Source organism: Candidatus Pseudomonas auctus (genome assembly GCF_048654275.1).
Classification (GTDB): domain Bacteria; phylum Pseudomonadota; class Gammaproteobacteria; order Pseudomonadales; family Pseudomonadaceae; genus Aquipseudomonas; species Aquipseudomonas pharyngis.
The window spans coordinates 187,887-212,447 of sequence record NZ_JBJYZK010000006.1 but is presented as its reverse complement, the minus strand read 5'-3'; the positions used below and the strand labels follow the sequence as shown (position 1 = coordinate 212,447).

The window sequence follows — 24,561 nt, the reverse complement described above, 5'->3', positions numbered from 1 at the left end:
AACGGGCCGCCGTGGCCACCCGTGAAACTCGCTAAGGCGTTAAACCGCCACCAGGCGCACGCTGGCACCTTCACCGACGCCCAGGGCTTCGGCCGCTTCCAGATCCAGGGTCACCGGTTTGCCCGGCGCGTAATCCAGCTCGAGCAATACCGCGCGGTAATCCTGCAACTGGGCATTGGCCACCAGATACTGGCGACCGGCACCTTTGACCGGCTCGCCGAGCTTCACCGGCACCACACGGCTCTGGGCGATCGAACGGATCCCCGAAACACGCGCATGCAGGGTCGGGCCACCGTCAAAGATGTCGATGTAGTGATCGGTCTCGAAGCCTTCGCGCATCAGAATGTCGAAGGTGATCTGCGCGCGCGGGTGTACCTGGCCCATCGCTTCCTGAGCGGAGTCCGGCAGCAGCGGCACGTAGATCGGGTAATGCGGCATCAGCTCGGCGAGGAACGTACGGCTTTTCAGGCCACACAGGCGCTCGGCCTCGGCGTAGTTCAGGTCGAAGAAGTTGCGACCGATGGCATCCCAGAATGGCGAGTCGCCGTTCTCGTCGCTGTAACCGACGATCTCGGTCACCACCGAATCGGCGAACCGCTCAGGGTGGCTGGCGACGAACAGCAGACGGCCACGGGAGTTGAGCTCGGCCCAAGGCGAACCCACCAGCTCGCGCTGCACGTAGAAACTGGTCAGCAAGCTGTTACCGGTCAGATCGTGGCATTGCGAGAGGACGTGGATCTTGTTGTGGATCTTCAGCTCGCGGGAAGCATGCACGAAGGTCTCGTTGCGAAAGCTGTAGAACGGCTCGGAGTAACCGGCCGACGCGACGATTGCCGAGCAGCCCACCAGTTTGCCGGTGGCAGTGTCTTCGAGGACGAAGAAGTAACTCTCTTCGCCGTTGAAGCTCACTTCGGCGGCAAACGAGGCTTCGCTCGCAGCGATCTTGTCGCTCAGGCGCTCAACGTCATCCGGCAAGGAAGTGACACCAATCGGGCTATCCGCAGCCAGACGCTGTACCTCGCCCAGATCAGCCATTTGCGCGGGGCGCATCACCAGCATGGTGTCACTCCTTTCTCTTATCAATTCACAGAAAAATAACCGGGCAGCTACTGCATACACAGAGATCAGTGTGGGAGCGGGCTTGCTCGCGAAAGCGGATTGTCAGTCAACATTTTCGCTGTCTGACCACCGCTTTCGCGAGCAAGCCTGCTCCCACATTTGATTTTGCCCGGCATCAAAATTGGGTTCGGCGCCTGATCAAGTCAGGCGCCGAAGGGGCTATCAGGCTTGCGTCAGTTTCGCGGCAGCGCGTTCGAAGCGATCCAGACCGGCGTCGATGTCCGCGTCTTCAACCACCAGGCTCGGGGCGAAACGGATCACGTCCGGGCCGGCCTGCAGAATCATCAGGCCCTCTTGTTCGGCGGCGTTGAAGATGTCCTTGGCCTTGCCTTTCCAGGCATCGCTCAGCACGCAACCGATCAGCAGACCGAGACCGCGCACCTGGGTGAACAGGCCGTACTTCTCGCCGATCTGCTGCAGGCGGGTCTTGAACTTGTCGTGCTTGGCGTTGACGCCGTTCAGCACCTCAGGGGTGTTGATCACGTCAATCACTGCCTCAGCCACGGCGCACGCCAGCGGGTTGCCGCCGTAAGTGGTGCCGTGAGTGCCGACGACCAGATGCTTGGCCAGCGCTTCGGTGGTCAGCATCGCGGCGATCGGGAAACCGCCGCCCAAGCTCTTGGCGCTGGTCAGAATGTCCGGTACCACACCGAAATGCTGGTAGGCGAACAGGTTGCCGGTGCGGCCCATGCCGGTCTGCACTTCGTCGAACACCAGCAGCGCGTTGTTCGCGTCGCACAGTTCACGGGCGCCTTGCAGGTAAGCCAGCTCGGCCGGCAGCACGCCGCCTTCACCCTGGATCGGCTCCAGAACGACCGCGCAGGTCTTGTCCGAAACAGCGGCTTTCAGCGCTGCCAGATCGTTGTACGGCACGTGGGTGATGCCGGTGATTTTCGGGCCGAAACCGTCGGAGTACTTCGACTGGCCACCGACGTTCACGGTGAACAAAGTACGGCCGTGGAAGCTGTTGAGCGCGGCGATGATTTCGTACTTTTCGGTGCCGAAACGGTCGAACGCAACGCGACGGGCCAGCTTGAAGGCGGCCTCGTTGGCTTCGGCGCCGGAGTTGCAGAAGAACACGCGCTCGGCAAAGGTGGCGTCGATCAGCTTGTGCGCCAGACGCAGGGCCGGCTCGTTGGTGAACACGTTGGACACGTGCCACAGCTTGTTCGCTTGCTCGGTCAAGGCACCGACCAGCGCCGGATGCGCGTGACCCAATACGTTGACGGCGATACCGCCGGCGAAGTCGATCAGCTCGCGGCCGGCCTGATCCCAGACGCGGGAACCGGCGCCACGCACCGGAATGAAAGCGGCAGGCGCGTAGTTGGGAACCATAACCTGGTCGAAATCGGCGCGTTGTACCGCAGCGTGCTCAACGGACATCGGAGTCTCCTGATGAGGGCCACCCGCCTGAAACTGGCGAGCGATGGGGGGATTGTAAGGACAGTTTTCAGCCCGGCCTTGCCGCCAAGCGACAACTTCTTATAGCGCAAACCCCGGATTTTCCCGGGTTTACGGCAATGCGACATATACCGTCGCAAAGGCGCAGTTTAAACCGTCGACGACAATTGCAGCAGGCCTGCGAGGATATCAATTCCACAGCTTGTCGCTGCGATAACTATGTACCGCACTTCATCGTGCGCATTTTGATTCGCTTGGCACTTTTCCAGACGCCAAGGCGCAATCACCATGCAATCACCGACCGAAAAACCACCCGTGCCTCCTCTGGCTTCCGAGTACGCCCCGCTTCATTCGCCGCCACACTATCAACCCCTTCTCAATGGCATCCCTGAATGGCTGGGCAAGTCTTCGCAGACCAGGCGCGACGCACTGAAAAATGCGCGCAGAACAATTCCCGACACATTCAAGTTGGCACCACGGGCACAACACCTCGCGCTACGCGCCGCCATCGCAGATCACATGCAGGTGCAAAACAGTGTCGATCAGTTGCTGGAAGGCGTGCAGGACGCCCACACTTTTGCCGAACCCTTGTTGAAAACCGGGTTGAAATCACGCTACGGACTTGAGCTGGACGTGAGGGCAACTTTCCTGCGCCTCTATATTCCGATCACGCCGCCCGGCCTTTCCATCCGCACCGGCGTACGGGTCTGGACGGTTTCCTTGCTGGACGCGGCGCTGCACAACTTCGAAGAACATGAAACACGAGCCGACGCCTACGACAGCGACTCCTGCTTCATCAGCAAACCGTCGGCCACAGGACAGTTCGAGACACGGCCGGCGCTCGGCGCACAAATCGGCATACCTGCTTTCACGGGCCTGTGCCGGGAGCTGGATATCGGTGCCGGCTACAAGCGCTACCTTGAAACCAGCCTCGGCATCTCCGATCCGGTCGTGGCCGCTGAATTGACCCCGAAGGTCAAAGCGACCCAGATCGCAGGTCTCAAAGCCGCGCTTGAGCTGGCGCGCCTCAACCGGGATATCGACGAACGCTGGTATCGCCTGATCGGTGGCCTGAGCGACGGTTTGCAGGGCATGCGGGTGAACGGCCAGACCCTGCGCTGTCACGATCTGACGATGATGTCGGCGGAGCTGGCAGGTATCGTGATTTTTGCGCCAGACCTGGAACAGGCAGGCACACCGTCAGGCGTGGCGGCCTACGTGCCAGGCGACCCTGAGCACCCGGTCAAATACTATGCCTCGACCGCCGAACTGGAGAAGGAACTCACCCGTCAGTTACGCTCCCCGCAGTACCAGCAATTTTTCAGCGGATTCGTCGCCCATGCCCAGCGGGGGCAATTCTTCTCCGAGCTGAACCGGCGCCTGAGCCAAGTGAAATGGCACGCCCCCGAACCCGGCAACCCTCAGCCCACCTGGCGCGATACCCCCATTGAGCACCCCAAGTTGCAGCTGGCGATCAGCGCCATCGCTGGCGACCTGTCGGAACACCTTTATCAACGCAAGCTGAACAAGATACTCAACGACGCCGCCACCCTTGCCGTCCCGACCGCGGCCGTCGACCGCAATGCCCGCTGGGCACGATGGGATTCCTTTGTCAGCGTGGCGACATCGATTCTCCAGATTGCCGCGTTTGTCGTGCTGCCCTTCATACCGTTCCTGGGTGAAATGATGATGGTCTACATGGCCTATCAATTTCTCGACGAGGTATTCGAGGGCATTGTCGATTGGGCTCAAGGATTGGCCAGCGAGGCCGGCGAGCAGCTCTTCGCCGCGCTGGAATCCCTGGTGCAACTCGGCGCTTTCGGCATTGGCGGCAGTATCGCCCTGGCCGAACTTCCCAGGGTTCTGCCGGCCCCCGTCGTGGCCTTCATCGATCGTTTCCGGCCCGTCAAGTTGCGCAACGGCAAAACGCTGTATTGGAAGCCGGACCTGAAGCCCTACGAACAGCAGGCCCTGCCGCCCGACCGCAGCGTGCCGGACCCGTCCGGCCTGCATGAGTATCAAGGCCGCAAATGGCTGCCGGCCGAACAGGGGCACTACGCCGTCAGCCATTCGGGACAGCCGGACAAGTTATACATCGAACATCCGAGCCGACCGGACGCGTATCGCCCGACCGTTTTCCATAACGGTGAAGGCGCCTTCCATACCGAACTCGAGCGCCCAATGGAATGGGACAGAGCGACGGTATTGCAGCGCCTGGGTCCAAGTGTTGAATCGTTGCCCCCGGCGCGACGCGAACGCCTGCTCCAGGTCAGCGGTTGCGACGAAGACGTCCTGCGCAGGATGCACATGAACCGCGAGCCCATGCCGCCCTTGCTGGCCGACAGTCTCCAGCGTTTTCTGATTGATCGGGACTTGCAGGATTTCATCGACCGGATCGGCAGCAGCAAGGCCGAGGATTACCTCACCGCCGATCCGCTGATTCAACTCCAGCTTCTCAAGGATCAGCACCTGTGGCCCTCCGGCAGACGACTACGCCTGTTCAGCGAACAGGGCGACGTCGTCTGGCAATCCTCCACCGATCAACAGTTGCCGCTGACGGACATCCATGAGAACAGACTGACCGACGGCGACTTGCTCAAGACTCTGCTGCAGACACTCGACAACCACGAAATCAATACGCTGCTTGAAGAGGAATTCGGCCAGGTGATCGCCCTCGAAGTACGCACCCGAAACCTGCGTGCCCGCCTGACGCAGATCGCGACAACTGAACGCACGGCCTTGTTCGAGACGCGCTATCAGACGCTTCAACACCGCGATGAACCGCTGGCAAGAACCGTGGCCCTGCACGAACCCCGCCTGCCCGCAAAAATCAGCGAAGCGCTGCTCAATACCGCCACGGGTTCGGAACTGTTGGAGATCGAAGCCGGAAACTGGCCCGCTCGGCAACAGGAACTGGCGCAAGAGGCCCGGCATGAACTGCGGGTGACTCGCGCCTACGAAGGGCTGGAGCTGGATTCGGTGAGCAACCCCGACTCCGACACCCTGGCGCTGCACAGCCTCCAGCGATTACCGGGCTGGTCTGGCGACGTGCGTCTGGAGGTACGCTCCGGATCCCCGCAAGGACTACTGCTCGACAGCACGGGTCCCGAATCGGCCGCCATCAGGAGGGTACTGGTACTCGACGCCAACGGTCGATGGAAGCCGTATGACCAGCACGGTCTGGAGTTGCAGGGGACCGCCGATTTCTACACCTGTGTTCTGCAAGCCTTGCCGGACGCCCAGCGCCAGGCATTGAACCTGCACATCGGTGAAGGTGAAAAGCTCAGGCAGGCCCTGCGTGACAATCCGCTGCCACGCAATGATCTGCGCCTGACGATTGTCAACGAACCCCCTTCCCCGCCGGCCATCGAGACTCTGCGCCTGACCGGGGCACAAGGTTACGCCCGAGAAACGCCGCGCACCCCGCGCACTCTGGAAAACCGCATCAGGCAGGTGTACCCGAGCCTGTTGCAGGGCGACTTGCAGGACATGGTCGCGCGACTGCAAGCCCACCCTCACGGGGCGAATGCAGAACTGTCGCGGCTCAGCCTCGAATACGCCCAGCTCGACAGCGACCTGAATCAGTGGATGCACGCCGCTGTTCCCAACAATCCGGAGACAGGGGGCTCTGCGTCCCTCGCCCGGCAGATGGCCAGCCTGCGCGACCGCCAACTGTTCGCCCATCTTCTGCGTAAATGCTGGCGCAGAGAAACCCCGGAAGCGACCGGTTTCCGTCTGTTGTTTTCAGAGCCACTGCCGGGAGACTTGCCCGTCCTGAGCGCCAGTTTCGATCACATCACCAACCTGGAACTGACCGGCACAGACAATCCCGGCGGCGTCGACGCATTTCTCCAGCGTTTTCCAAACTTGCAACGCCTGGCCCTGAACCATTTCGACCTGGACGACCTGCCGCAAAGTCTCCAGACGATGCGCTCGCTGCGACAACTGAGACTGCGCCAATGTGGCGTCGTTCTCACCCCACAAAACCAGCTGCTGCTGTCGTCACTCAACGAACTGACGGCGCTCGATCTGCAGGGTAACCCCTTGGGTATCACGATGGACGTCAACGGCCTTTCTGCGCTGACCTATCTCAACCTCATGGATACCGGCATTTCCGCACTGCCTAGCGGGCTGCTGGATCATCCGCGCATCAGAAGCGCCTGGCTGGCCGGCAATCAGATCACTTCGCTGCCCGGTGTGCTGTTCGAGCTGTCGCCCAGCACCGGGGCGACATTCGATTTCGCCGGCAATCCACTTTCCAGTGCTACGCGTGAACAGGTGAAAGTCTATTTCAACCGCACCGGCAATTACATGGGCGTGCGGCCAGAGCAACCCGAGATCGACCGGACCAAAATGCTGTTCACCGACCTCAACGATCGCCAGGCCAGCGAGCTGATTTACCGACTTCCAGGCTCTCTCGCCCAAGGCCGGCTTCAGCTGGAACGATGGGAAGCCGAAATAACCCGTCTGACCGCAGATCTGGCCAGATGGGTCCGGGACATTCCAGACCGCAATCCACTCAGTGGCGAGACACTGACCCTCAATGAACGACTCGAAGAACTCTTTGCCAGGGAAACGTTCGCCGGGCGCCTCGAACGGCTATGGCGCCACCGTTCCACGACTCAGCCGCTGGTACGGGCCGAAACCTTGAATGCGCAGGCAACCTTCATGGGCGACATGCCCGTGCTGAGCGCGGACTTCAGCCACATCCGCACGTTGTCCTTGAGTGGCAACAAATCGATCACCTCCACATCTTCATTCCTCGCCGGTTTCCCGCGGTTGACTACGCTGGTTCTGCGCGATTTCACCCTTGACCGGACTGCGCAAACGCTCGCCCGCCTTCCAGCTCTCGAAGCGCTGGTCCTGAAAAATTGCGGCGTGACCTTCAGTGCCGAAGCGCAAGCGGCACTGGCCGCCATGCCCGCGCTGGACTCCCTTGAGTTGCCCGGCAACCCATTGGGCGATTCACCCGATGTCGGCGCCTTGAGCCAACTCAACTACCTCGATCTTTCCAGCACGGGAATCAACGAAGCGCCAGTCGGCATGACTCGCCATCCGAACCTCAAAACGGCCATCGTCAGTGACAATCGGATCAGCGAATTTCCCGAGGATTTTTTTCAACTGCCGGCCACCGTCAGCGAAGGATTTGATTTTTCCGGCAACCCGCTGAGCGCTGAGACCCGGGAACGCATCAAGACCTACTCTCGGGAAATCGGTCCGGATTTCGGCGTACCTGCCGATGAAGCAGATATCGCAGCCACCAAAGCCCTGTTCCCCGCCCTGGACACCGAGGAAGCCAGCGACGTCTTCTATGGCTTGCCCGGCGACCTGGAACAGGGCCGCATCCTGCTCAGGCACTGGAAGGCGGAAATCGAACAACTGGTCGCGGACCTCGAACAATGGAAGACCGCGATTCCCGCCTCACATCCGGTCAGCGGTCAACCGTTGAGCCCGGCAGAGATGTTCGTCGAGCACACCAGGAGAACAGCCTTTGCCGACCAACTGGAGCGGTTGTGGCACATGCGGTCTTCGGACAACCCCAGGCAGCGGCACGACACCCTGATAACGACGCTTACGTTCATCGGCGAGCTGCCTCGGTTGTCGGCGGACTTCAGCCATATTGCAGAGTTGTCAGTGCATGGAAGTACGACCCTGAGCGCCACCGACGCCTTTCTGGGGTCTTTCACCGGCTTACATCATCTGGAACTGCATGATTTCAACCTCGCAGAGATCCCGCGAGCCTGCGCACGAATGCCTTCGCTGCAACGCCTGATCCTGGAAAACTGCAGGTTGTCACTGACTTCGCCTGGCCAGACCATCCTTTCCTCTTTGAATGCCCTGCAGTATCTGAATCTGAGTCGCAACCCGCTGGGTACGCCTCCGCCTCTCGACAGCCTGCCGGCACTGATTCATTTGCGTCTGGTCGATACCCAACTGACCAGCGTGCCGGACGGCCTGCTCACACACCCGCGCCTGACTGTCGCAATCCTCGATCGCAACCGGATCAGCGAACTGCCCGAAGACCTGTTCGATATTCCGGTGAACACCCCCCGACAATTCACCTTCGCCGACAACCCGCTGACCCCGGCCACTCGCGATCGGGTCAAAGTCTGCTTCCAGGAGCACCGGCAAAACTTCGGCGTCTCCATGCCCAACGAAGACCTGGACCGGCTCATAGAACTGTTCCCGTCAGTGGATCGCGAGGATGCCGAACGCGTCTTGTACCTGCTGCCTGGAACCATCGAGCAAGGGCGTGCGCAGATTGCCCGCTGGGAATCGGAATTGCAGCAACTGGTCGAAGCCCTGCACCGCTGGGTGGGCGATATTCCCGAGCGTTTCCCCGCTACCGATGAAGTACTCAGTCAAATCGAACGCGATACCGAGCGTGCCGAACGCGAGGCCTTTCGCCTGGAACTCGAGGCGTTCTGGCGCGAGCGACTGGAGGAGAATCCGGAAACACGAGCTGTGACGCTGAGCCTCAATCTTGCGTTCATCGGCGACATGCCCACCTTGAGCACTGACTTCAGCCACGTCACGGCGCTGTCGCTTCATGGCAATTCACAACTGCGGATCAATGACAACTTTCTGCACTGTTTTCCCGGCCTCGAAACCCTGGAGCTGCGCGAACTGGCGCTCGGACGCATTCCACAATCGATCACCCGCATGCCTGCACTCGAGGAGCTGGCATTGAGCGACTGCGACGTGGTGCTGGACAGCGAAGGCCACACCGTTCTTGGAATGCTGACCCGACTCAAAAGCCTGGATCTGTATCGCAATCCACTGGGCATGGTGCCTGACTTGCGCAACCTGCGAGCACTGGAGTACCTCGACCTGTCGGCGACGGCCATAACCGAACTTCCTGCGGGGCTGTTGAACCACCCCGCGCTTGAAACGGTTGTACTCAACAACAACCGCATCACCGAGCTTCCCGAAGATGTCTTCGCCTTGCCGGCAGCCGTCGGCAATGGCTATGACTTCGGCGACAATCCCTTGAATGCCGCCACCCGTGACCGGATCAAGATTTACTATCGCCGTAACGGCGAAGACCTTGGGGTCATGGCCGAAATGACAGACCTGATCCGAGTCCAGACCCTGTACCCCGCCCTCGACGACGAACAGGCGAGCGCCTTCGTCTACCGACTGAACGGCTCGCTGGCGGATGGGCGGAGCGAACTGACACGTCTTGAAACCGAACTGGCAACATTGCTGGGTGATCTTGCGGCATGGGAGGCCGACCTGCCGGTCAATGACATCAGCGGCCAGCCACTCGACGCCGCGGAGCGCCTGAAAGAAGAGCAAAACCGTGCGCGTTTCAAGGAGGAATTGCTGACCTGCTGGCGCAAGACACCGCTGGAAGGCGCGGATATCGAAGATCACCGCTTCGCGTCGAGCCTGCCGCTACGAGGTGAACTGCCGACACTGACGGCGCAATTCGGCCACGTATCGGATCTGTACCTGCTCAGTGTCAGCGATCACTCGCCGCGCATCGGCCGTTTCCTGGAGGCGTTCCCCAGTCTTGATAGCCTCGATATCCGAGGCTACGACCTGAGAACCGTCCCCGAAGCCATCTTCAGGATGGGGCGTCTGACGTCGCTGAGCCTGCCGGAATGCAACATCACCCTGACGCCAAAAGATGTGAACGGCCTGGCGGGGCTGCACACTCTCGAGCTCTTGCACCTGCAGGACAACCCGCTTGGACTGGCTCCCGACCTGAGCAACCTGCAGGCACTGACCGATCTGGACTTGAGCACGACCGGCATCCGCGAAATTCCCAGGGGTGCGCTTGGCAACTTCAACTGGATGGAAATCGATCTGTCAGGTAATGAAATCAGCGAAATGCCGGACGAACTGATGGAGGTACCGGCCTATGTCGGTGATCGCTACGATTTACGTGGCAACCCCTTTTCCATGCGTGCGATGAACCGCATCCGAGCCTATTTCCAGGAGACGGGCAACACCCTGAACGTCGACGGCATTCTCGATCATCCGCCCCAGGTCATACGGCCCGTCGTCAATATCGAAGACTGAGCAAGACCTGGAGTATCAGCGCCCTCGAGGCGCTGATACCCGGAATCAACCGCGCTCGGGCGGCACCGAGGACAGCTCGAACGGGCTGCTGCTGCGCCGCTGGTTGCGGTCTTCCCGCGGCGTGGCGCCGAAGAAGTTGCGATAGGCGCTGGAGAAATGCGGCCCCGAGGAGAAACCGCACGACAGGCCGATCTGGATGATCGACTTGCTGGTCTGCATCAACATCTGCCGGGCCTTGTTCAGGCGCAGTTCCAGGTAATACTGGCTCGGCACGCGGTTGAGGTATTGCTTGAAGATCCGCTCCAGCTGGCGACGGGACACGCACACATGCTGGGCGATTTCGTCGGTGGTCAGCGGCTCTTCGATGTTGGCTTCCATCAGCAACACCGCTTGGGTGAGCTTCGGATGGCTGGAGCCGAGACGGTTCTGCAACGGAATGCGCTGACGCTCACCACCTTCACGGATGCGCTCGACCACCAGCTCTTCGGAAACCGCACCGGCCAGTTCCGCGCCGTGGTCACGGGCCAGTACCGCCAACAACAAATCGAGTACCGACATGCCGCCGCACGCCGTCAGCCGATCGCGATCCCAGTCGAACAGATGGCTGGTGGCGATGACTTTCGGGAAGCGCTCGGCGAAATCGTCCTGCCAGCGCCAGTGCACCGCTGCGCGATAGCCGTCGAGCAGACCGAGGTGCGCCAGCGGATACACACCAGCCGACAAACCACCGATCACACAACCGGCGCGCACCAGTTGCTTGAGCGCGCTGCTGAGTGCCGGCGCCAAAGCTGTCGGTGGCTCATCGGCGAGCAGGAACAGTTTCTGGAAGTTTTCGAGTTTGCCGGCCCAGGGTTCGCCGGGCAGTTGCCACTCACCTTCGGTCGGTGCTTCGGCCTGCAGGAACGACAGCTCGTAAACCACGTCCGGATGCACACGCTGGGCAACACGCAAGGCCTCCTCCGCCAGCGCCAAAGTCAGAGCTTTAGTGCTGGGCCAAATCAGGAAACCAATTCGATGGGCAGTCATGGCGGGCGATCCGAAACGTAAACAGAGGGAAAAACCGAAATCGGCTGCAACCAAATTAGACCATCTGGCGCGCTGCGCAGCATGACCTAATCTGGTGCATAACGGGAGCGATTACTTGAGGCTGCCCGAGAGGAATTGTTGCAAACGTTCCGATTGCGGATTGACCAGCACTTCACGCGGGTTGCCGCTTTCTTCGACGACGCCTTTGTGCAGGAACACCAACTGGTTCGACACTTCACGGGCGAAGCCCATTTCGTGGGTCACCACCACCATGGTGCGGCCTTCCTGAGCGAGGGCCTGCATGACTTTCAGCACGTCGCCGACCAGTTCCGGGTCGAGGGCCGAAGTCGGCTCGTCGAACAGCATCACTTCCGGTTCCATCGCCAGCGCACGGGCGATTGCCACACGCTGCTGCTCGCCACCGGACATATGCCCCGGGAACGCATCCTTACGGTGAGCCACGCCGACCTTGTTCAGGTAGTGCTCGGCTTTCTCGCGGGCTTCGGCCTTGGACACACCCAGCACGTGAACCGGCGCCTCCATGATGTTTTCCAGCGCGGTCATGTGCGACCACAGGTTGAAGTGCTGGAACACCATCGACAGACGCGAACGCATGCGTTGCAGCTGTTTCGGATCAGCGGCTTTCAGCGCGCCGTCCTTGTTCGCCACCAGTTTCAGCTCTTCGTTGTTGAGCAGGATCTTGCCCGCGTGCGGCTGCTCGAGCAGGTTGATGCAACGCAGGAAAGTACTTTTGCCGGAGCCACTGGAGCCGATGATGCTGATCACATCGCCGGCGGCCGCTTTCAGGGAAACGCCCTTGAGCACTTCGTGACTGCCATAGCGTTTATGCAGGTCTTGGACTTCAAGTTTGTACATGCGGTCGGTTCTCACAAAAACAGTCAGTCGTTGAGCAAAGGGCCGTCGCGCAGCGCATCGCGCCCTGCCACTTTGGCCAGCCAGAAACCGGGTTGGGCGTAACGCAGCCGCTCAATGGCAAACAGCACCCCGGACGTACCAGCACACACCGTGCTGACCCGATCCGACAGCGGATCGATCACTTCGAAAATCTTGTCACCGGCTTCAACCCACTCGCCGGGCTTGCGCAGAAAACTCACCACACCGGGATGCGGCGGCAGGAGCATTTCGGTGCCTTCGAACGGCATGCCTTCGCATGGTTCGTGCGCCGCGTTCGGCCACTCGCCACGGATCAGGCCCTGCTCGGCGAGGAACGCCAGAATGCCTTCGGCCCAGGCTTCGGCCTGCGTCGGCGTGGTGTCAGCCTGACCGCCGAGTTCGACGGTGGTCGCCAGGCACGCCAGTGGAATCTGCGCATCCGGGAACAGCCGCGACAGGCGCAGCCACGGCAGCGAACAGGCCTCGTCGAACGAGCTGCCGCCGGAATCTTCCGCCAGCAAACCGACCTTCACGTCCAGGTGCGCGGCGAGCGAACGCCACTGCGGCCAGTGTTGCGGCAAGGCGTACATGTGCAGCGCGGCTTCGCAGTCGCAATGCAGGTCCAGCACCACATCGGCGGTGGCGGCATGTTGCAGCAGGATGCGCTGCATGCCTTGCAACTGGCTGCTGGCCTCGGGCAATGCGGCCAGGTGATCGGCCATTGCCTGACGGATCAGACGGATGTTGGCGTGCGGATCATCACCGAGTTGTCCTTCCAGCCTGGCGGCCACGGGGGCGCTGAGCTCGACGAAATCACGGTTGAAATTCTTGCCGCTGCCGGCCTCGAAGCGGCCCTGATGGTTGCCTTGCAACAACTGGCCGAGACCCAGCGGGTTGGCCACCGGCACCAGCTCGATGACGCCGTTGAGCAGGCCCTTGGCTTCGAGTTCGCCGAGGCGTTTTTTCAATTCCCAGGCGGTGCGCATGCCGGGCAGTTCGTCAGCGTGGAGGCTGGCCTGGATGTAGGCCTTGCGCTCGCCGCTGCCGAAGCGAAAAACCGAAATCCGGCGCTCGCTGCCCAGGTGGCTCCACGGCAGAACGTGGTCGATACGTTCCATATCAGTGCTTCCTCGGGGCCAGGTAGCTCAGCCAGCGACGTTCGGCCAGCTTGAACAGGCGCACCAGAATGAAGGTCAGGCACAGGTAGAACACGCCGGCGGTGATGTACGCCTCGAACGGCAGGTAGAACTGCGCGTTGACGGTACGGGCCGCGCCGGTGATGTCGATCAGGGTCACGATGGACGCCAGACTGGTGGTCTGCAGCATCATGATCACTTCGTTGCTGTACTGCGGCAGCGCCCGGCGCAGGGCCGATGGCAGCAGGATGCGTTTGTACATCTTGAAGCGCGACATGCCCATGGCCTTGGCCGCTTCGATCTCGCCGTTCGGCGTGGCCTTGAGGCTGCCGGCGATGATTTCGGCGGTGTAGGCGCTGGTGTTGATCGCGAACGCCAGGCAGGCACAGAACGTTGCGCTGGACAGCCACGGCCACAAGAAGCTTTCACGCACGGCTTCGAACTGAGCCAGACCGTAGTAGATCAGGAACAGTTGCACCAGCATCGGCGTGCCGCGAATCACGTAGGTGTACAGCCAGGCCGCGCCATTGACCACGGCGTTCTTGGACACACGCATCAGGCCCAGCGGCAGGGCCGCGAGCAGGCCGAAGAACAGCGACAGCGCGAGCAACTTGAGGGTCGTGACCAGACCGCCGAAGTACAGCGGCAGGGCCTCCCAAATGACGTTGTAGTCGAAGATCATAGATCAGCCGCCCTTACGCCTACCGAGTAGCGCTTCTCAAGGTGACGCAGCGCCAGCAACGAGACACTGGTGATCACCAGGTACATCGCCGCCACTGCGAGGAAGAAGGTGAAAGGCTCGCGGGTGGCGTCGGCCGCCTGCTTGGCCTTGAACATCATGTCCTGCAGACCGACCACGGAAATCAGCGCGGTGGCCTTGGTCAATACCAGCCAGTTGTTGGTGAAGCCCGGAATCGCCAGACGGATCATCTGTGGCACCAGCACCCGGAAGAACACCTGGAAGCTGCTCATGCCGTACGCCATGCCCGCTTCGGCCTGACCTTTGGGGATCGCCATGAACGCGCCGCGGAAGGTTTCCGACAGGTACGCACCGAAGATGAAACCGAGGGTGCCGATACCGGCGGCCAGCGGATTCAGGTCGATGTAGTCGTCATAGCCGAGCATAGGCGCAACGCGGTTGAGCAGGTCCTGACCGCCGTAGAAGATCAGCAGGATCAGCACCAGGTCAGGAATCCCGCGAATCACCGTGGAATACAGATCGCCCAGCCACGCCAGCCAGCGCACCGGCGACAGGCGCAACGCGACGCCGATCAGCCCGAGAACGATGGCCAGGGCCATGGACGACAAGGCGAGCTGAAGCGTCAGCCAAGCGCCATCGAGGATGACAGCCCCGTAGCCTTTCAACATGATTCAGGTCCTCGAAAGTTGGGATGAAAAAATGGCGCAAACCGCAGAGATCCTGTTGCTTGCGCCATTTCGGACGGGTCGAGCGACGTCTTTACTTGCCGTAAATGTCGAAGTCGAAGTACTTGTCCTGGATTGCCTTGTACTTGCCGTTCTCGCGGATGGCCGCGATGGCGGTGTTGATCTTGTCTTTCAGGGCGTCGCCCTTGCGTACCGCGATGCCTACGCCGTCGCCGAAGTATTTGACGTCGGTGAACGCCGGGCCGACGAACGCGAAGCCTTTGCCGGCGTCGGTTTTCAGGAAGCCGTCATTCAACAGCGTAGCGTCCGCCACGGTGCCGTCGAGGCGGCCGGCGGCCACGTCGAGGTAGATTTCGTTCTGCGAGCCGTACGGCTTGATCTCGGCACCCAGAGGGGCCAGGACTTCGCGGGCGAAACGCTCGTGGATCGAACCCCGTTGTACGCCGATGTTCTTGCCTTTCAGCTCGGTCAGGCCTTCGCTGACAGCGGTGCCTTCTTTCATGACCAGACGGGCCGGGGTGTTGTAGTACTTGTTGGTGAAGTCCACGGACTTCTTGCGGTCGTCAGTGATCGACATGGACGACAGGATCGCGTCGATCTTGCGCACTTTCAGTGCCGGGATCAGACCGTCGAACTCTTGCTCGACCCACTGGCACTTGACCTTCATTTCTTCGCACAGCGCGTTGCCGATGTCGTAGTCGAAACCGACGATGCTGCCGTCCGGGGCTTTGGATGCGAATGGAGGGTAAGCCGCTTCGATACCGATTTTCAGAGGCTTTTCATCGGCGAACGTCGGCAGGGACAGCACGGACAGTGCCAGGGCGCCAAGCAGCACAAGTTTCTTCATCTTGGGACTCCATCGGTAAAGGGCAAAAACGGCAGAGTGAGCGACAGCCCAATATGCGAATGGGTGTAACGAAATCGGTTGCTGCGTGCGTGGGACAGTTCCAGTCAAAACCGCAACGGCTTCAACGCAAGCCACGACGAGCGAGTGATCGGCATTCTAACGACAGGCCCGAAGCCGATATTTCTTCAATGCGACAACTAATTACAGATGCACCGAGAAACCCGCTTGAGCACATTGACAGCCCCGCAATTTCATGCAAGAGCGAAAGACAGTGAACCGATCTATGCTGCAAATTGCGGGCCTATTATTCGCAAACCCTTCTAATCCGGCAAGCGCGGGGTTATGTCTTATTTTTCACCGGCGGTTTTGAGGCTCTAAAACGGGGCGATGCGTTTCTCATTGCCCCGTTGCGGGGCGGGCGGTTACACATTCGGTTACTTGAAGACTGACAGGTAACAGTGGGAATGGGCTGACGGAACAATTCGATAATTATTGGCTGCGGGTTTTGTGTTACATCAAAGAATTGCACCTTTGCATGACAAACCGCTTTCGCTGGCAAGCCAGCTCCCACAAGGATCTACGCTGCTCGCGCAACCTCCAACACACCACAAAACCTGTGGGAGCTGCGGTGCGACGATTCGACTTGCCAGCAAAGGGGCCAGCACTAACAACCCATAAACTCCAGACAATAAAAAGCCCCGTCCGGCGCGATGCCGGACGGGGCTTTTCAGTGGTTCAGACCCGCCGCTTACGCGACGTTCATGGTCTTGTGCGTGTCGATCAGATGCTGCACCACACCCGGATCGGCCAGGGTGGAGATGTCGCCCAACCCTTCGTATTCAGCCGTAGCGATCTTGCGCAGGATGCGGCGCATGATCTTGCCCGAACGGGTCTTCGGCAGCCCCGGCGCCCACTGGATCACATCCGGCGAAGCAATCGGGCCGATCTCCTTGCGCACCCAGTTCTTCAGCTCCAGGCGCAGTTGCTCGCTCGGCTCTTCGCCATTTTTCAGGGTGACGTAGACATAAATGCCCTGCCCCTTGATGTCGTGCGGTACACCGACCACCGCCGCTTCGGCGACTTTCGGGTGAGCAACCATCGCGCTTTCGATCTCGGCAGTGCCCATGCGGTGGCCGGACACGTTGAGCACGTCGTCCACGCGACCGGTGATCCAGTAGTAACCGTCGGCATCGCGGCGCGCGCCGTCACCGGTGAAGTACATGCCACGGAAGGTCTTGAAGTAGGTGTCGACGAAACGGTCATGGTCGCCGTACAGCGTGCGTGCCTGGCCTGGCCACGAATCGAGAATCACCAGATTGCCTTCGGCCTCGCCCTCGATGATGTTGCCAAGGTTGTCCACCAGCGCCGGCACCACACCGAAGAACGGACGTGCGGCCGAACCCGGCTTCAGCGCATGGGCGCCCGGCAACGGGCTCATCATGTTGCCGCCAGTTTCGGTCTGCCACCAGGTATCGACGATCGGGCAACGGGACTTGCCGACATTCTTGTAGTACCAGTCCCAGGCTTCCGGGTTGATCGGCTCGCCCACCGAACCCAGCAGGCGCAGGCTGCTGCCGTCCGCACCTTCAACAGCAGCGGTGCCGGAGGCCATCATCGCGCGGATCGCGGTCGGCGCGGTGTAGAGGATGTTGACCTTGTGCTTGTCGACGATCTTCGCCACCCGGGTGATGTCCGGGTAGTTCGGCACGCCTTCGAACAGCAGCGTGGTCGCACCGTTAGCCAGCGGGCCGTAGACGATGTAGGAGTGACCGGTGACCCAGCCCACGTCAGCGGTGCACCAGTAAATTTCGCCCGGACGGTAGTCGAACACGCGCTCGTGAGTCATCGCCGCGTACAACAGGTAACCGCCGGTGGTGTGTTGCACGCCCTTCGGCTTGCCGGTGGAGCCGGAGGTATAAAGGATGAACAGCGCTTCTTCGGCACCCATCTCTTTCGGCGCGCAAACGGTTCCCGCCACTTTCATAAGGTCTTCGTACCAGATGTCGCGATGCTGGTTCCACTTGATGTCGCCGCCGGTGCGCTTGCACACGATGACTTTCTGGATGCTGCTGGTTTCCGGGTTGGTCAGGGCGTCGTCGACGTTGGCCTTGAGGGAAATCTTCTTGCCGGCACGGATGCCTTCGTCAGCGGTGATCACCACTTTCGAGCGGCAGTCGATGATGCGGCCGGCCAGGGCTTCCGGCGAGAAACCGCCGAACACCACCGAGTGAATCGCGCCGATCCGGGTACAGGCCAGCATGGCGACCACGGCTTCGGGGATCATCGGCATATAAATGGTCACCACGTCGCCGCGGTGCACGTCCTGGCCACGCAGGGCGTTGGCGAGTTTGCACACTTGTTCGTGCAGTTCGCGGTAGGTGATGTTGCGGCTTTCGGAAGGATCGTCGCCTTCCCAGATGATGGCGACCTGATCGCCGCGCTCGGCCAGATGACGGTCGAGGCAGTTGTAGGAAACGTTCAGGGTGCCGTCGGCAAACCACTTGATGTCGACGTGGTGATCGTCGAACGAAGTCTGTTTCACCGTGGTGAAAGGCTTGATCCAGTCGAGGCGCTTGGCTTGTTCACGCCAGAAGCCGTCAGGGTTGACGACCGACTGTTGGTACATGGCTTTGTAGGTCGCCTCGTCGGTCAGCGTATTGGCCAGAACCTCGGGACGAACGGGATACAGGGAAGCCGCACTCATCTTTCCTACCTCGGTGTAATAGTTGTTTTTGTATGACCCTGTTGTAGCCGGGGCGCCCGTATAGAACCATTCGACGATGGTAGTAACAAGCCCCTACAAAACATCCAGAAATGCCACAGACACCCCTGAAGCAAACCCCGCAACCCTTGTGGGAGCTGGCCTGCCAGCGATTCAGACGACCCGGTTTCCCGAGAAAGCCGCAGCGCTGGTAACACCCTCTCCAAGGATTGTTACCAAATCTGCCAAAGGTGTTTATCAAAACCGGGTCTGTTTACCCCTGCCCCGCCTCCCTAAAATTCACCTCGCCGACAAGGCAAAGCGATTAACAAGGTTACAGCCCCCACGAAGGCCGTTAATCCAGTTCTGAAGTAACAAAGCAAAACGATGAAGTTCCACACGCAACCCCAAAAAGGTTGCGTGACCCCATTCGACCTCAAGAAGGTAAATTTCAAATGAAAGCTTTATTGGTTCTGGCCCTCAGCAGTCTGTGCGCAACCGCCATGGCAGACGAGGTTCCGACTGATGTCGCCCAGCAACAACCGGCTATCGAGGAATACACTTACTCCACTCACCTGGACATCGCCAAAGTTGTTTCCATGAGCGAAGTTCCGAATGTCTGCGAAGTTGTTCCGGCAAAAATGGAGTACGACGACTCCAAGGGTCAGCGTCACATCCTGCGTTACAGCATCATGGGCAACGGCTGCACCAATTGATGCGTTGAGACTGCACCGAATCGGATCACTCAGCGCAACATCGAGAGTCGATTCCAGCCCGGCTTCGGTCGGGCTCAGTTGTGTTTGAAGCGGCGCAAAAGGGTTGCAAAACACAAGATATAGTGAAAAACGCGATTTTTTGCTCGTTTTTTGAGCAATCAATCACACGCCAAAAAATTAATGAAAAAATTTTCTCCGGGGCCAATCCCGGCGAAAGCCCTGTAAACCCTCGCTCCGATCGAAATCACCCGCGCGCTCGACCGCCCTGCGCTGTTTCGCCCTCCCCCACGCCCGTGTTTTTTTCCCTATAATGCCGCCCTAATCGGGTCAGCAATATTCCCTTACAGGGATCAAAGCCATTCTGAAGCCCCGCAGCAGCGACAACGCTGACCTGCGCCCGTCAGAGGCTCTCGGAAACCCGAAAAAATTTTCTGTTTATTGCCTGCGTAGCACCGCTGCAAAAAACGACATCCAACGCGGCCTGTACGGCCGTGTGAAAAACCAACAATCAGTTTTCACACGGGCACAGGCCCTCACGCAGGAGACGACACGTCATGCTGAGCTGGGACGAATTCGACAAAGAAGACAGTGAAGTAGCAGCAGTGAAAGGCGCCAACGCCGGCCACGCTAGCGAAGCCAACATGGACCGCCTCGACAGCGCCGGCGGTGCCGCCGCCCTCGAAGCCCGCGCCGTGACCGCCGAAGACTCGGCCGCCGTGGCCCGCGCCAAGGCTGCACTGGATTCCCTCGACGTCGCCGAAGGCCTCGCCGAACTCGAAGGCTCCGCCGCCCGTGTCGCCGTTGACGAAAAGCGCATGATCAACTGCCGCGCCGACCTCAACCAGCTCGTGCCATTCAAGTACGACTGGGCCTGGCAGAAATACCTGGACGGCTGCGCAAACCACTGGATGCCGCAAGAAGTCAACATGACCGCCGACATCGCCCTCTGGAAAAACCCGGAAGGCCTGACCGACGACGAGCGCCGCATCGTGATGCGCAACCTCGGCTTCTTCTCCACCGCCGACTCCCTGGTGGCCAACAACTTGGCCCTGGCCGTGTACCGCCTGATCACCAACCCGGAATGCCGCCAGTACATCCTGCGCCAGGCCTTCGAAGAGGCGATCCACACCCACGCCTACCAGTACTGCATCGAATCGCTGGGCATGGATGAAGGCGAGATCTTCAACATGTACCACGAGATCCCGTCGGTCGCGAAAAAAGCCGCCTGGGGCCTGAAATACACCCGCGCCATCTCCGACCCGGAATTCAACACCGGCACCGTCGAGACCGACAAAGAGCTGCTGCGCAACCTGATCGCCTACTACTGCGTTCTGGAAGGCATCTTCTTCTACTGCGGCTTCACCCAGATCCTCTCCATGGGCCGCCGCAACAAAATGACCGGCGTCGCCGAGCAGTTCCAGTACATCCTGCGCGACGAATCCATGCACCTGAACTTCGGCATCGACGTGATCAACCAGATCAAAATCGAAAACCCACACCTGTGGGATGCCGAAATGAAGGAAGAAGCCTCGCAGATGATCCTGCAGGGCACTCAACTGGAAATCGAATACGCCCGCGACACCATGCCTCGCGGTGTGTTGGGTATGAATGCTGCGATGATGGAGGACTACCTGAAGTTCATCGCTAACCGTCGTCTGTCGCAGATCGGTTTGAAGGAAGAGTACCCAGGGACGACTAACCCGTTCCCTTGGATGAGCGAGATCATGGACTTGAAGAAAGAGAAGAATTTCTTTGAGACTCGGGTTATTGAGTATCAGACTGGTGGGGCGTTGAGCTGGGACTAAATTTTTTCCGATATGCTCGAACAGTAGTCATTAGAAAGCCCCGCAATCGCGGGGCTTTTCTCGAATGAAAGGGAGAAAATGCAATATGGAAAGCAACACACCCGGATACTTCGAATTAGCACTCTCTTTCGCAGACAAGAATATCTGGCCTCTGATCATATTAGTCATTGTCATAATTACAAGAAAAAGCCTGGCAAGCGCTCTTGAACGGTTGATTAAATTAAATTTCTCATTTGCCGGTGCCACAGGAGCAATGGAAGCTGCATCACCTGTAATAATAATTGAGGAACCTCGCCAACCTCATACTGATACTAAAGAAACGATAGAGCGCCCTCAAGAACAACCGCCACAAGATAAACCTAAAGAAGAAGCAGATTTTTGGGTAGCTAGGCTATTCGACGCGTTTGAGGCCAACGACCAAAAACTAGCCAAGCAAATATTCGAAGACAATCAGCACAACGAAGCTGATGAAGAAAAACAACATGACAACGAAGCTCTTTACCTGTATGTATGCTTCATCAAAGGGAAAGATCAACAAGCGTTAGAAAAACTTGAAAAGCTCTACAATCTCAGCACTTCAGACACTGCAATAAAGAACATTTCATTATGGCTCTCATTGATATACAACGAAACGAACGACCCAAAAAGAGACAAAGAACTCCTTGAAAATGCCATCAGCCGTATTAAAAGTGAATCCGCAATAACAGAGCTCACTCTAAAACTTTCGCTTGCGCATAAAAATCTTGGCAACATCAATACAGGCCTAAAAATTCTTGAAGACAGACTGTTAGTAGTTCACTCAGACGAACAGAAGTCATCAATATATGAATCGATCGCCAGCTTACTAAAAGAGCAGGGCAATTTTAGCGCCCAAGCAATTGCATTAGAAAAGTCTGTCGAATATGCTCCCGGCAATAGAGAGCGTTTGTTCGATGCTGCGTACGTACAAAGCAATAACGACCTCAACGGTCTCGCTATAAAAAACTATTCAACGTTACTGAATTTAGATCCTCAGCATTCAGTAGCACTCAATAATATTGGAGTCAGCGCCGGAGCTCTCAATATACGAGGAAAACAAATAGAGTTTTTCAAGCGCTCACGAGACTGTGGCTCTACCCTAGCCATGTCCAATCTCGCAAATATTTATATTGAGAATGGCCTGTACGATGAGGCACAGCAAATTCTTGACGAGGCGAGAAAAACAGACGATCCACATGAAAACATCGGAACATCCCTATTTACTCTCAAAACCAAAACAACCCATGACAACGAAGCATGGGCAACCACCATCAAAGAAGCAGAAGACTTCCAAAGAAATATAAGACTGTATGGTGAAGCCTACTTTGAGCCTCACACCAGTGCCATCTGGAGCGGGAACTGGAGCACTGAAAAAGGCGAACAAGTAATTTTTACTATTGAGAATGAAAAAATCTCAGCAGAATGGACAATTACCGAGCTTCGCTTTAGCCAAACCCAGAATTTTCTATGCAAACTTTCTGGCACGTTTCAGAATCGCAGCGCAAAATTTACTTACACAAAAAACATGACCCCTGCAAAACCATCTTCTTTACTTGGATTATCAGGCAATGAAAGCATCTCTTTTTTCGCCTACATATCCACAGAAAACGCCACCCTCGTTTTTTTCTCAGCAACAGAGACTAGCAAAACAAAAATTGTATTAAATAAAAATTAAAATCTCGATCCCCCCAAAAAAACAACACACGCGTCACGACATCAAATCAAAAAAAATAGCTCTTTACTATAAAGAGCTATTTTACCCCCCTACGCCATAGAAATAAATTTCCTACGCCGTCTGTAGCTGTTGCCGCATTGTCGCCCTCAAAAACTCATCTACACTTTAAAATAGGTGCCTAAGAAACACCCAACGTGGAAAACTTGGTCAGTGACACAGACGTATATCGTCAGTGGCAACTGCTCTGTTCGTTGGAATTTCTTAAGTCCACTCTACGTTGGGGTCAGGCCCTCCAAAGAATCTAAACGTAGAGGTAATGGATATGCCCGATCCTTTTTCTGTAACAGTCTTCTCGCGTCACAACCTCGCACTACACGCCCTTCTACTCGAAAACCAAACGTGGTTCTGCGCCCGCGATGTCGGCCGCTTGATGGGTTTCCATCTGTGCGAACGCATGGTCAACAAGCTAGATAAGGATCAACGTCGCGTTTTGTGGATTGAGTATTTTCGGCAACCCGAAAAGCAATTGATGCTCAGCGAGTCAGGTGTGTATGCGCTGCTGGTGTACCACTATGTTCCGGGGAACCGGTTGTTGCGGGAGTGGTTGACTCAGCAGGTTGTGCCGGCCTTGCGCGATGCAGAGCACTAAGGACATTCAGAACGACCGAAGTTGAGTTTGTTGGATTGGCCGGAGATGTCATTGAGCCTGCTGCATTGGCAGGATGAAGGCTGGATTCGGCTACGGGATATGCCTTATCTGCTGAGCGATCAGACGCAACGACAGACATCGGGCAAGCCGTGGTGGAGAAAGGTTGCGCAGGTGTTTCAGTCTTCGAGGCATTCCATGGGCTAGTGATGGTGGTTGTAGGACTTCGCGAGATCCGTCGTTATTTTCTGTAGGAATTTTCGTAGACAGCTGTAATGGCCACTCAGTATCGTCCGAGGGTTTTCAACCCTCGGCGATTGTATGGATACGGAAAAAACTAATAGCGATTGGAGTGACGTAGAGATTCAGGCTGCGGTCGATGCCTACCTCAAGATGCTGACGCGTGAGCAGAGCGGCCAGAAATTCGTCAAGACTGAGGAAAATCGCATTCTGCGTGAAGGCCCACTCGCCGGCCGGACGAAGGGTTCTGTCGAATTTCGGATGCAGAACATTTCTACCGTGTTGGTAGAAATGGGTCGAAAGCGAATTGAAGGCTACAAACCTGCCAAGAATGTTGGTGCGAATGTAGCGCGTAGCATCCGTAAAGCACTTGATGATTCCACCGTTCTGACGCTTGAAGATTCTGATCCAACTGCGGACGAAGCGTTACTGGAACAACGCGCAGACAAATTTGAGCGAACGCAATTTGATTACGTCCCCAAAGGTATAAAGACACCTCTTCAAACGACGTCCACCAGAAAGGTTTACTTTCGTGATCCCGAATTGAGGGGCTGGGTTCGTCAGGAAGCCAATGGGAAGTGCGAAGGTTGTGGCGAAGAAGCGCCATTTAAGAAAAATGGAAAACCGTTTCTTGAAGTTCATCACGTAAAGCATATGTCGCAAGAAGGATCGGACCAGCCTTCGAATGTCGTGGCGCTGTGTCCCAACTGTCACCAACGTTGCCACCATTCGGATGACAGAGAGGCTTTCACTGCTTGGCTGTATGACAACGTTGGAAGACTCGAAAGGGAATAATCGCGGTTTATCTGACTAATCGCGTTTGCTGATTTCTGGGCTGCTTCTCAGCCCAGCGGGAGCAGGCTCACTCATACAGATTTTGCATCACCCCGAAAACAATCAGTGCAACCCACCCCACCACCCGC

14 protein-coding genes and 1 pseudogene are annotated in these 24,561 nt (G+C 58.1%); 6 read left to right on the top strand and 9 right to left on the bottom strand.

What is annotated here, in order from left to right:
- Positions 1-39: 39 nt before the first annotated feature.
- Together aruF and ACKUG4_RS14070 are read right to left on the bottom strand one after the other, a co-directional pair.
- On the bottom strand, positions 40-1,059 hold the full coding sequence (aruF, locus tag ACKUG4_RS14075; protein ID WP_064598807.1) for an arginine/ornithine succinyltransferase subunit alpha: 1,020 nt from the start codon (positions 1,057-1,059) through the stop codon (positions 40-42).
- A gap of 222 nt (positions 1,060-1,281) precedes the next feature.
- The gene (locus ACKUG4_RS14070) at positions 1,282-2,502 is read right to left on the bottom strand and encodes an aspartate aminotransferase family protein (protein ID WP_064598809.1); all 1,221 of its coding nucleotides are present in this window, start codon (positions 2,500-2,502) and stop codon (positions 1,282-1,284) included.
- A 537-nt stretch (positions 2,503-3,039) separates the two neighbouring features.
- Here ACKUG4_RS14070 and ACKUG4_RS14065 point away from each other — a divergent pair.
- Positions 3,040-10,548 carry a dermonecrotic toxin domain-containing protein gene (locus ACKUG4_RS14065; protein ID WP_445434232.1) on the top strand — a complete coding sequence of 2,503 codons (7,509 nt, stop codon included), beginning with the start codon at positions 3,040-3,042 and terminating at the stop codon, positions 10,546-10,548.
- Between the two features lie 45 nt (positions 10,549-10,593).
- On the opposite strand, the gene argR is transcribed toward ACKUG4_RS14065, so the two are convergent.
- From argR to acs, 7 genes are all read right to left on the bottom strand, one after another.
- Complete coding sequence (argR, locus tag ACKUG4_RS14060; RefSeq protein WP_085647357.1) at positions 10,594-11,574, bottom strand: transcriptional regulator ArgR; 981 nt, start codon at positions 11,572-11,574, stop codon at positions 10,594-10,596.
- Positions 11,575-11,685: 111 nt separating this feature from the next.
- Positions 11,686-12,450, bottom strand: coding sequence for an ABC transporter ATP-binding protein (locus ACKUG4_RS14055; RefSeq protein WP_003227281.1), 765 nt, complete (start codon positions 12,448-12,450; stop codon positions 11,686-11,688).
- 23 nt (positions 12,451-12,473) lie between these two features.
- Positions 12,474-13,586, bottom strand: a complete 1,113-nt coding sequence (locus ACKUG4_RS14050) for a succinylglutamate desuccinylase/aspartoacylase family protein (RefSeq protein ID WP_445434231.1) — start codon at positions 13,584-13,586, stop codon at positions 12,474-12,476.
- Between the two features lies 1 nt (position 13,587).
- Positions 13,588-14,286: an ABC transporter permease gene (locus tag ACKUG4_RS14045; RefSeq protein WP_039772064.1), complete on the bottom strand. Its 699-nt coding sequence runs from the start codon at positions 14,284-14,286 to the stop codon at positions 13,588-13,590.
- A complete protein-coding gene (locus tag ACKUG4_RS14040) occupies positions 14,283-14,972 on the bottom strand; it encodes an ABC transporter permease (protein WP_007951063.1) in 690 nt (229 codons plus the stop codon). Before ACKUG4_RS14040 ends, ACKUG4_RS14045 begins: the two co-directional genes overlap by 4 nt.
- A 91-nt stretch (positions 14,973-15,063) precedes the next feature.
- On the bottom strand, positions 15,064-15,837 hold the full coding sequence (aotJ, locus tag ACKUG4_RS14035; RefSeq protein ID WP_007951064.1) for an L-arginine-binding protein AotJ: 774 nt from the start codon (positions 15,835-15,837) through the stop codon (positions 15,064-15,066).
- Between the two features lie 748 nt (positions 15,838-16,585).
- The gene (gene acs, locus ACKUG4_RS14030; RefSeq protein ID WP_007951065.1) at positions 16,586-18,541 is read right to left on the bottom strand and encodes an acetate--CoA ligase; all 1,956 of its coding nucleotides are present in this window, start codon (positions 18,539-18,541) and stop codon (positions 16,586-16,588) included.
- A 452-nt stretch (positions 18,542-18,993) separates the two neighbouring features.
- Here acs and ACKUG4_RS14025 point away from each other — a divergent pair, with 452 nt between their 5' ends.
- The 5 genes and pseudogenes from ACKUG4_RS14025 to ACKUG4_RS14005 all read left to right on the top strand — a co-directional run bounded on the left by ACKUG4_RS14025 (position 18,994) and on the right by ACKUG4_RS14005 (position 24,433).
- On the top strand, positions 18,994-19,254 hold the full coding sequence (locus ACKUG4_RS14025) for a DUF2790 domain-containing protein (protein WP_011335542.1): 261 nt from the start codon (positions 18,994-18,996) through the stop codon (positions 19,252-19,254).
- 554 nt (positions 19,255-19,808) lie between these two features.
- Entirely contained in the window at positions 19,809-21,059 is a 1,251-nt protein-coding gene (locus ACKUG4_RS14020) for a ribonucleotide-diphosphate reductase subunit beta (protein WP_007951068.1), read from the top strand.
- An 85-nt stretch (positions 21,060-21,144) separates the two neighbouring features.
- Positions 21,145-22,752 (top strand): tetratricopeptide repeat protein, encoded by a 1,608-nt coding sequence (locus tag ACKUG4_RS14015; RefSeq protein ID WP_445434230.1) that lies wholly within the window; start codon positions 21,145-21,147, stop codon positions 22,750-22,752.
- A 322-nt stretch (positions 22,753-23,074) separates the two neighbouring features.
- Positions 23,075-23,605: pseudogene (locus ACKUG4_RS14010) on the top strand (BRO-N domain-containing protein).
- 114 nt (positions 23,606-23,719) lie between these two features.
- A complete protein-coding gene (locus ACKUG4_RS14005) occupies positions 23,720-24,433 on the top strand; it encodes an HNH endonuclease (protein ID WP_445434229.1) in 714 nt (237 codons plus the stop codon).
- Positions 24,434-24,561 lie beyond the last annotated feature (128 nt).

What these genes read in the sequence shown, in the direction of transcription:
- aruF (WP_064598807.1), bottom strand. Translation starts at nt 1,059, where the DNA reads ATGCTGGTGATGCGCCCCGCGCAAATGGCTGATCTGGGCGAGGTACAG.
- ACKUG4_RS14070 (WP_064598809.1), bottom strand. Translation starts at nt 2,502, where the DNA reads ATGTCCGTTGAGCACGCTGCGGTACAACGCGCCGATTTCGACCAGGTT.
- ACKUG4_RS14065 (WP_445434232.1), top strand. Translation starts at nt 3,040, where the DNA reads ATGCAGGTGCAAAACAGTGTCGATCAGTTGCTGGAAGGCGTGCAGGAC.
- argR (WP_085647357.1), bottom strand. Translation starts at nt 11,574, where the DNA reads ATGACTGCCCATCGAATTGGTTTCCTGATTTGGCCCAGCACTAAAGCT.
- ACKUG4_RS14055 (WP_003227281.1), bottom strand. Translation starts at nt 12,450, where the DNA reads ATGTACAAACTTGAAGTCCAAGACCTGCATAAACGCTATGGCAGTCAC.
- ACKUG4_RS14050 (WP_445434231.1), bottom strand. Translation starts at nt 13,586, where the DNA reads ATGGAACGTATCGACCACGTTCTGCCGTGGAGCCACCTGGGCAGCGAG.
- ACKUG4_RS14045 (WP_039772064.1), bottom strand. Translation starts at nt 14,286, where the DNA reads ATGATCTTCGACTACAACGTCATTTGGGAGGCCCTGCCGCTGTACTTC.
- ACKUG4_RS14040 (WP_007951063.1), bottom strand. Translation starts at nt 14,972, where the DNA reads ATGTTGAAAGGCTACGGGGCTGTCATCCTCGATGGCGCTTGGCTGACG.
- aotJ (WP_007951064.1), bottom strand. Translation starts at nt 15,837, where the DNA reads ATGAAGAAACTTGTGCTGCTTGGCGCCCTGGCACTGTCCGTGCTGTCC.
- acs (WP_007951065.1), bottom strand. Translation starts at nt 18,541, where the DNA reads ATGAGTGCGGCTTCCCTGTATCCCGTTCGTCCCGAGGTTCTGGCCAAT.
- ACKUG4_RS14025 (WP_011335542.1), top strand. Translation starts at nt 18,994, where the DNA reads ATGAAAGCTTTATTGGTTCTGGCCCTCAGCAGTCTGTGCGCAACCGCC.
- ACKUG4_RS14020 (WP_007951068.1), top strand. Translation starts at nt 19,809, where the DNA reads ATGCTGAGCTGGGACGAATTCGACAAAGAAGACAGTGAAGTAGCAGCA.
- ACKUG4_RS14015 (WP_445434230.1), top strand. Translation starts at nt 21,145, where the DNA reads ATGGAAAGCAACACACCCGGATACTTCGAATTAGCACTCTCTTTCGCA.
- ACKUG4_RS14005 (WP_445434229.1), top strand. Translation starts at nt 23,720, where the DNA reads ATGGATACGGAAAAAACTAATAGCGATTGGAGTGACGTAGAGATTCAG.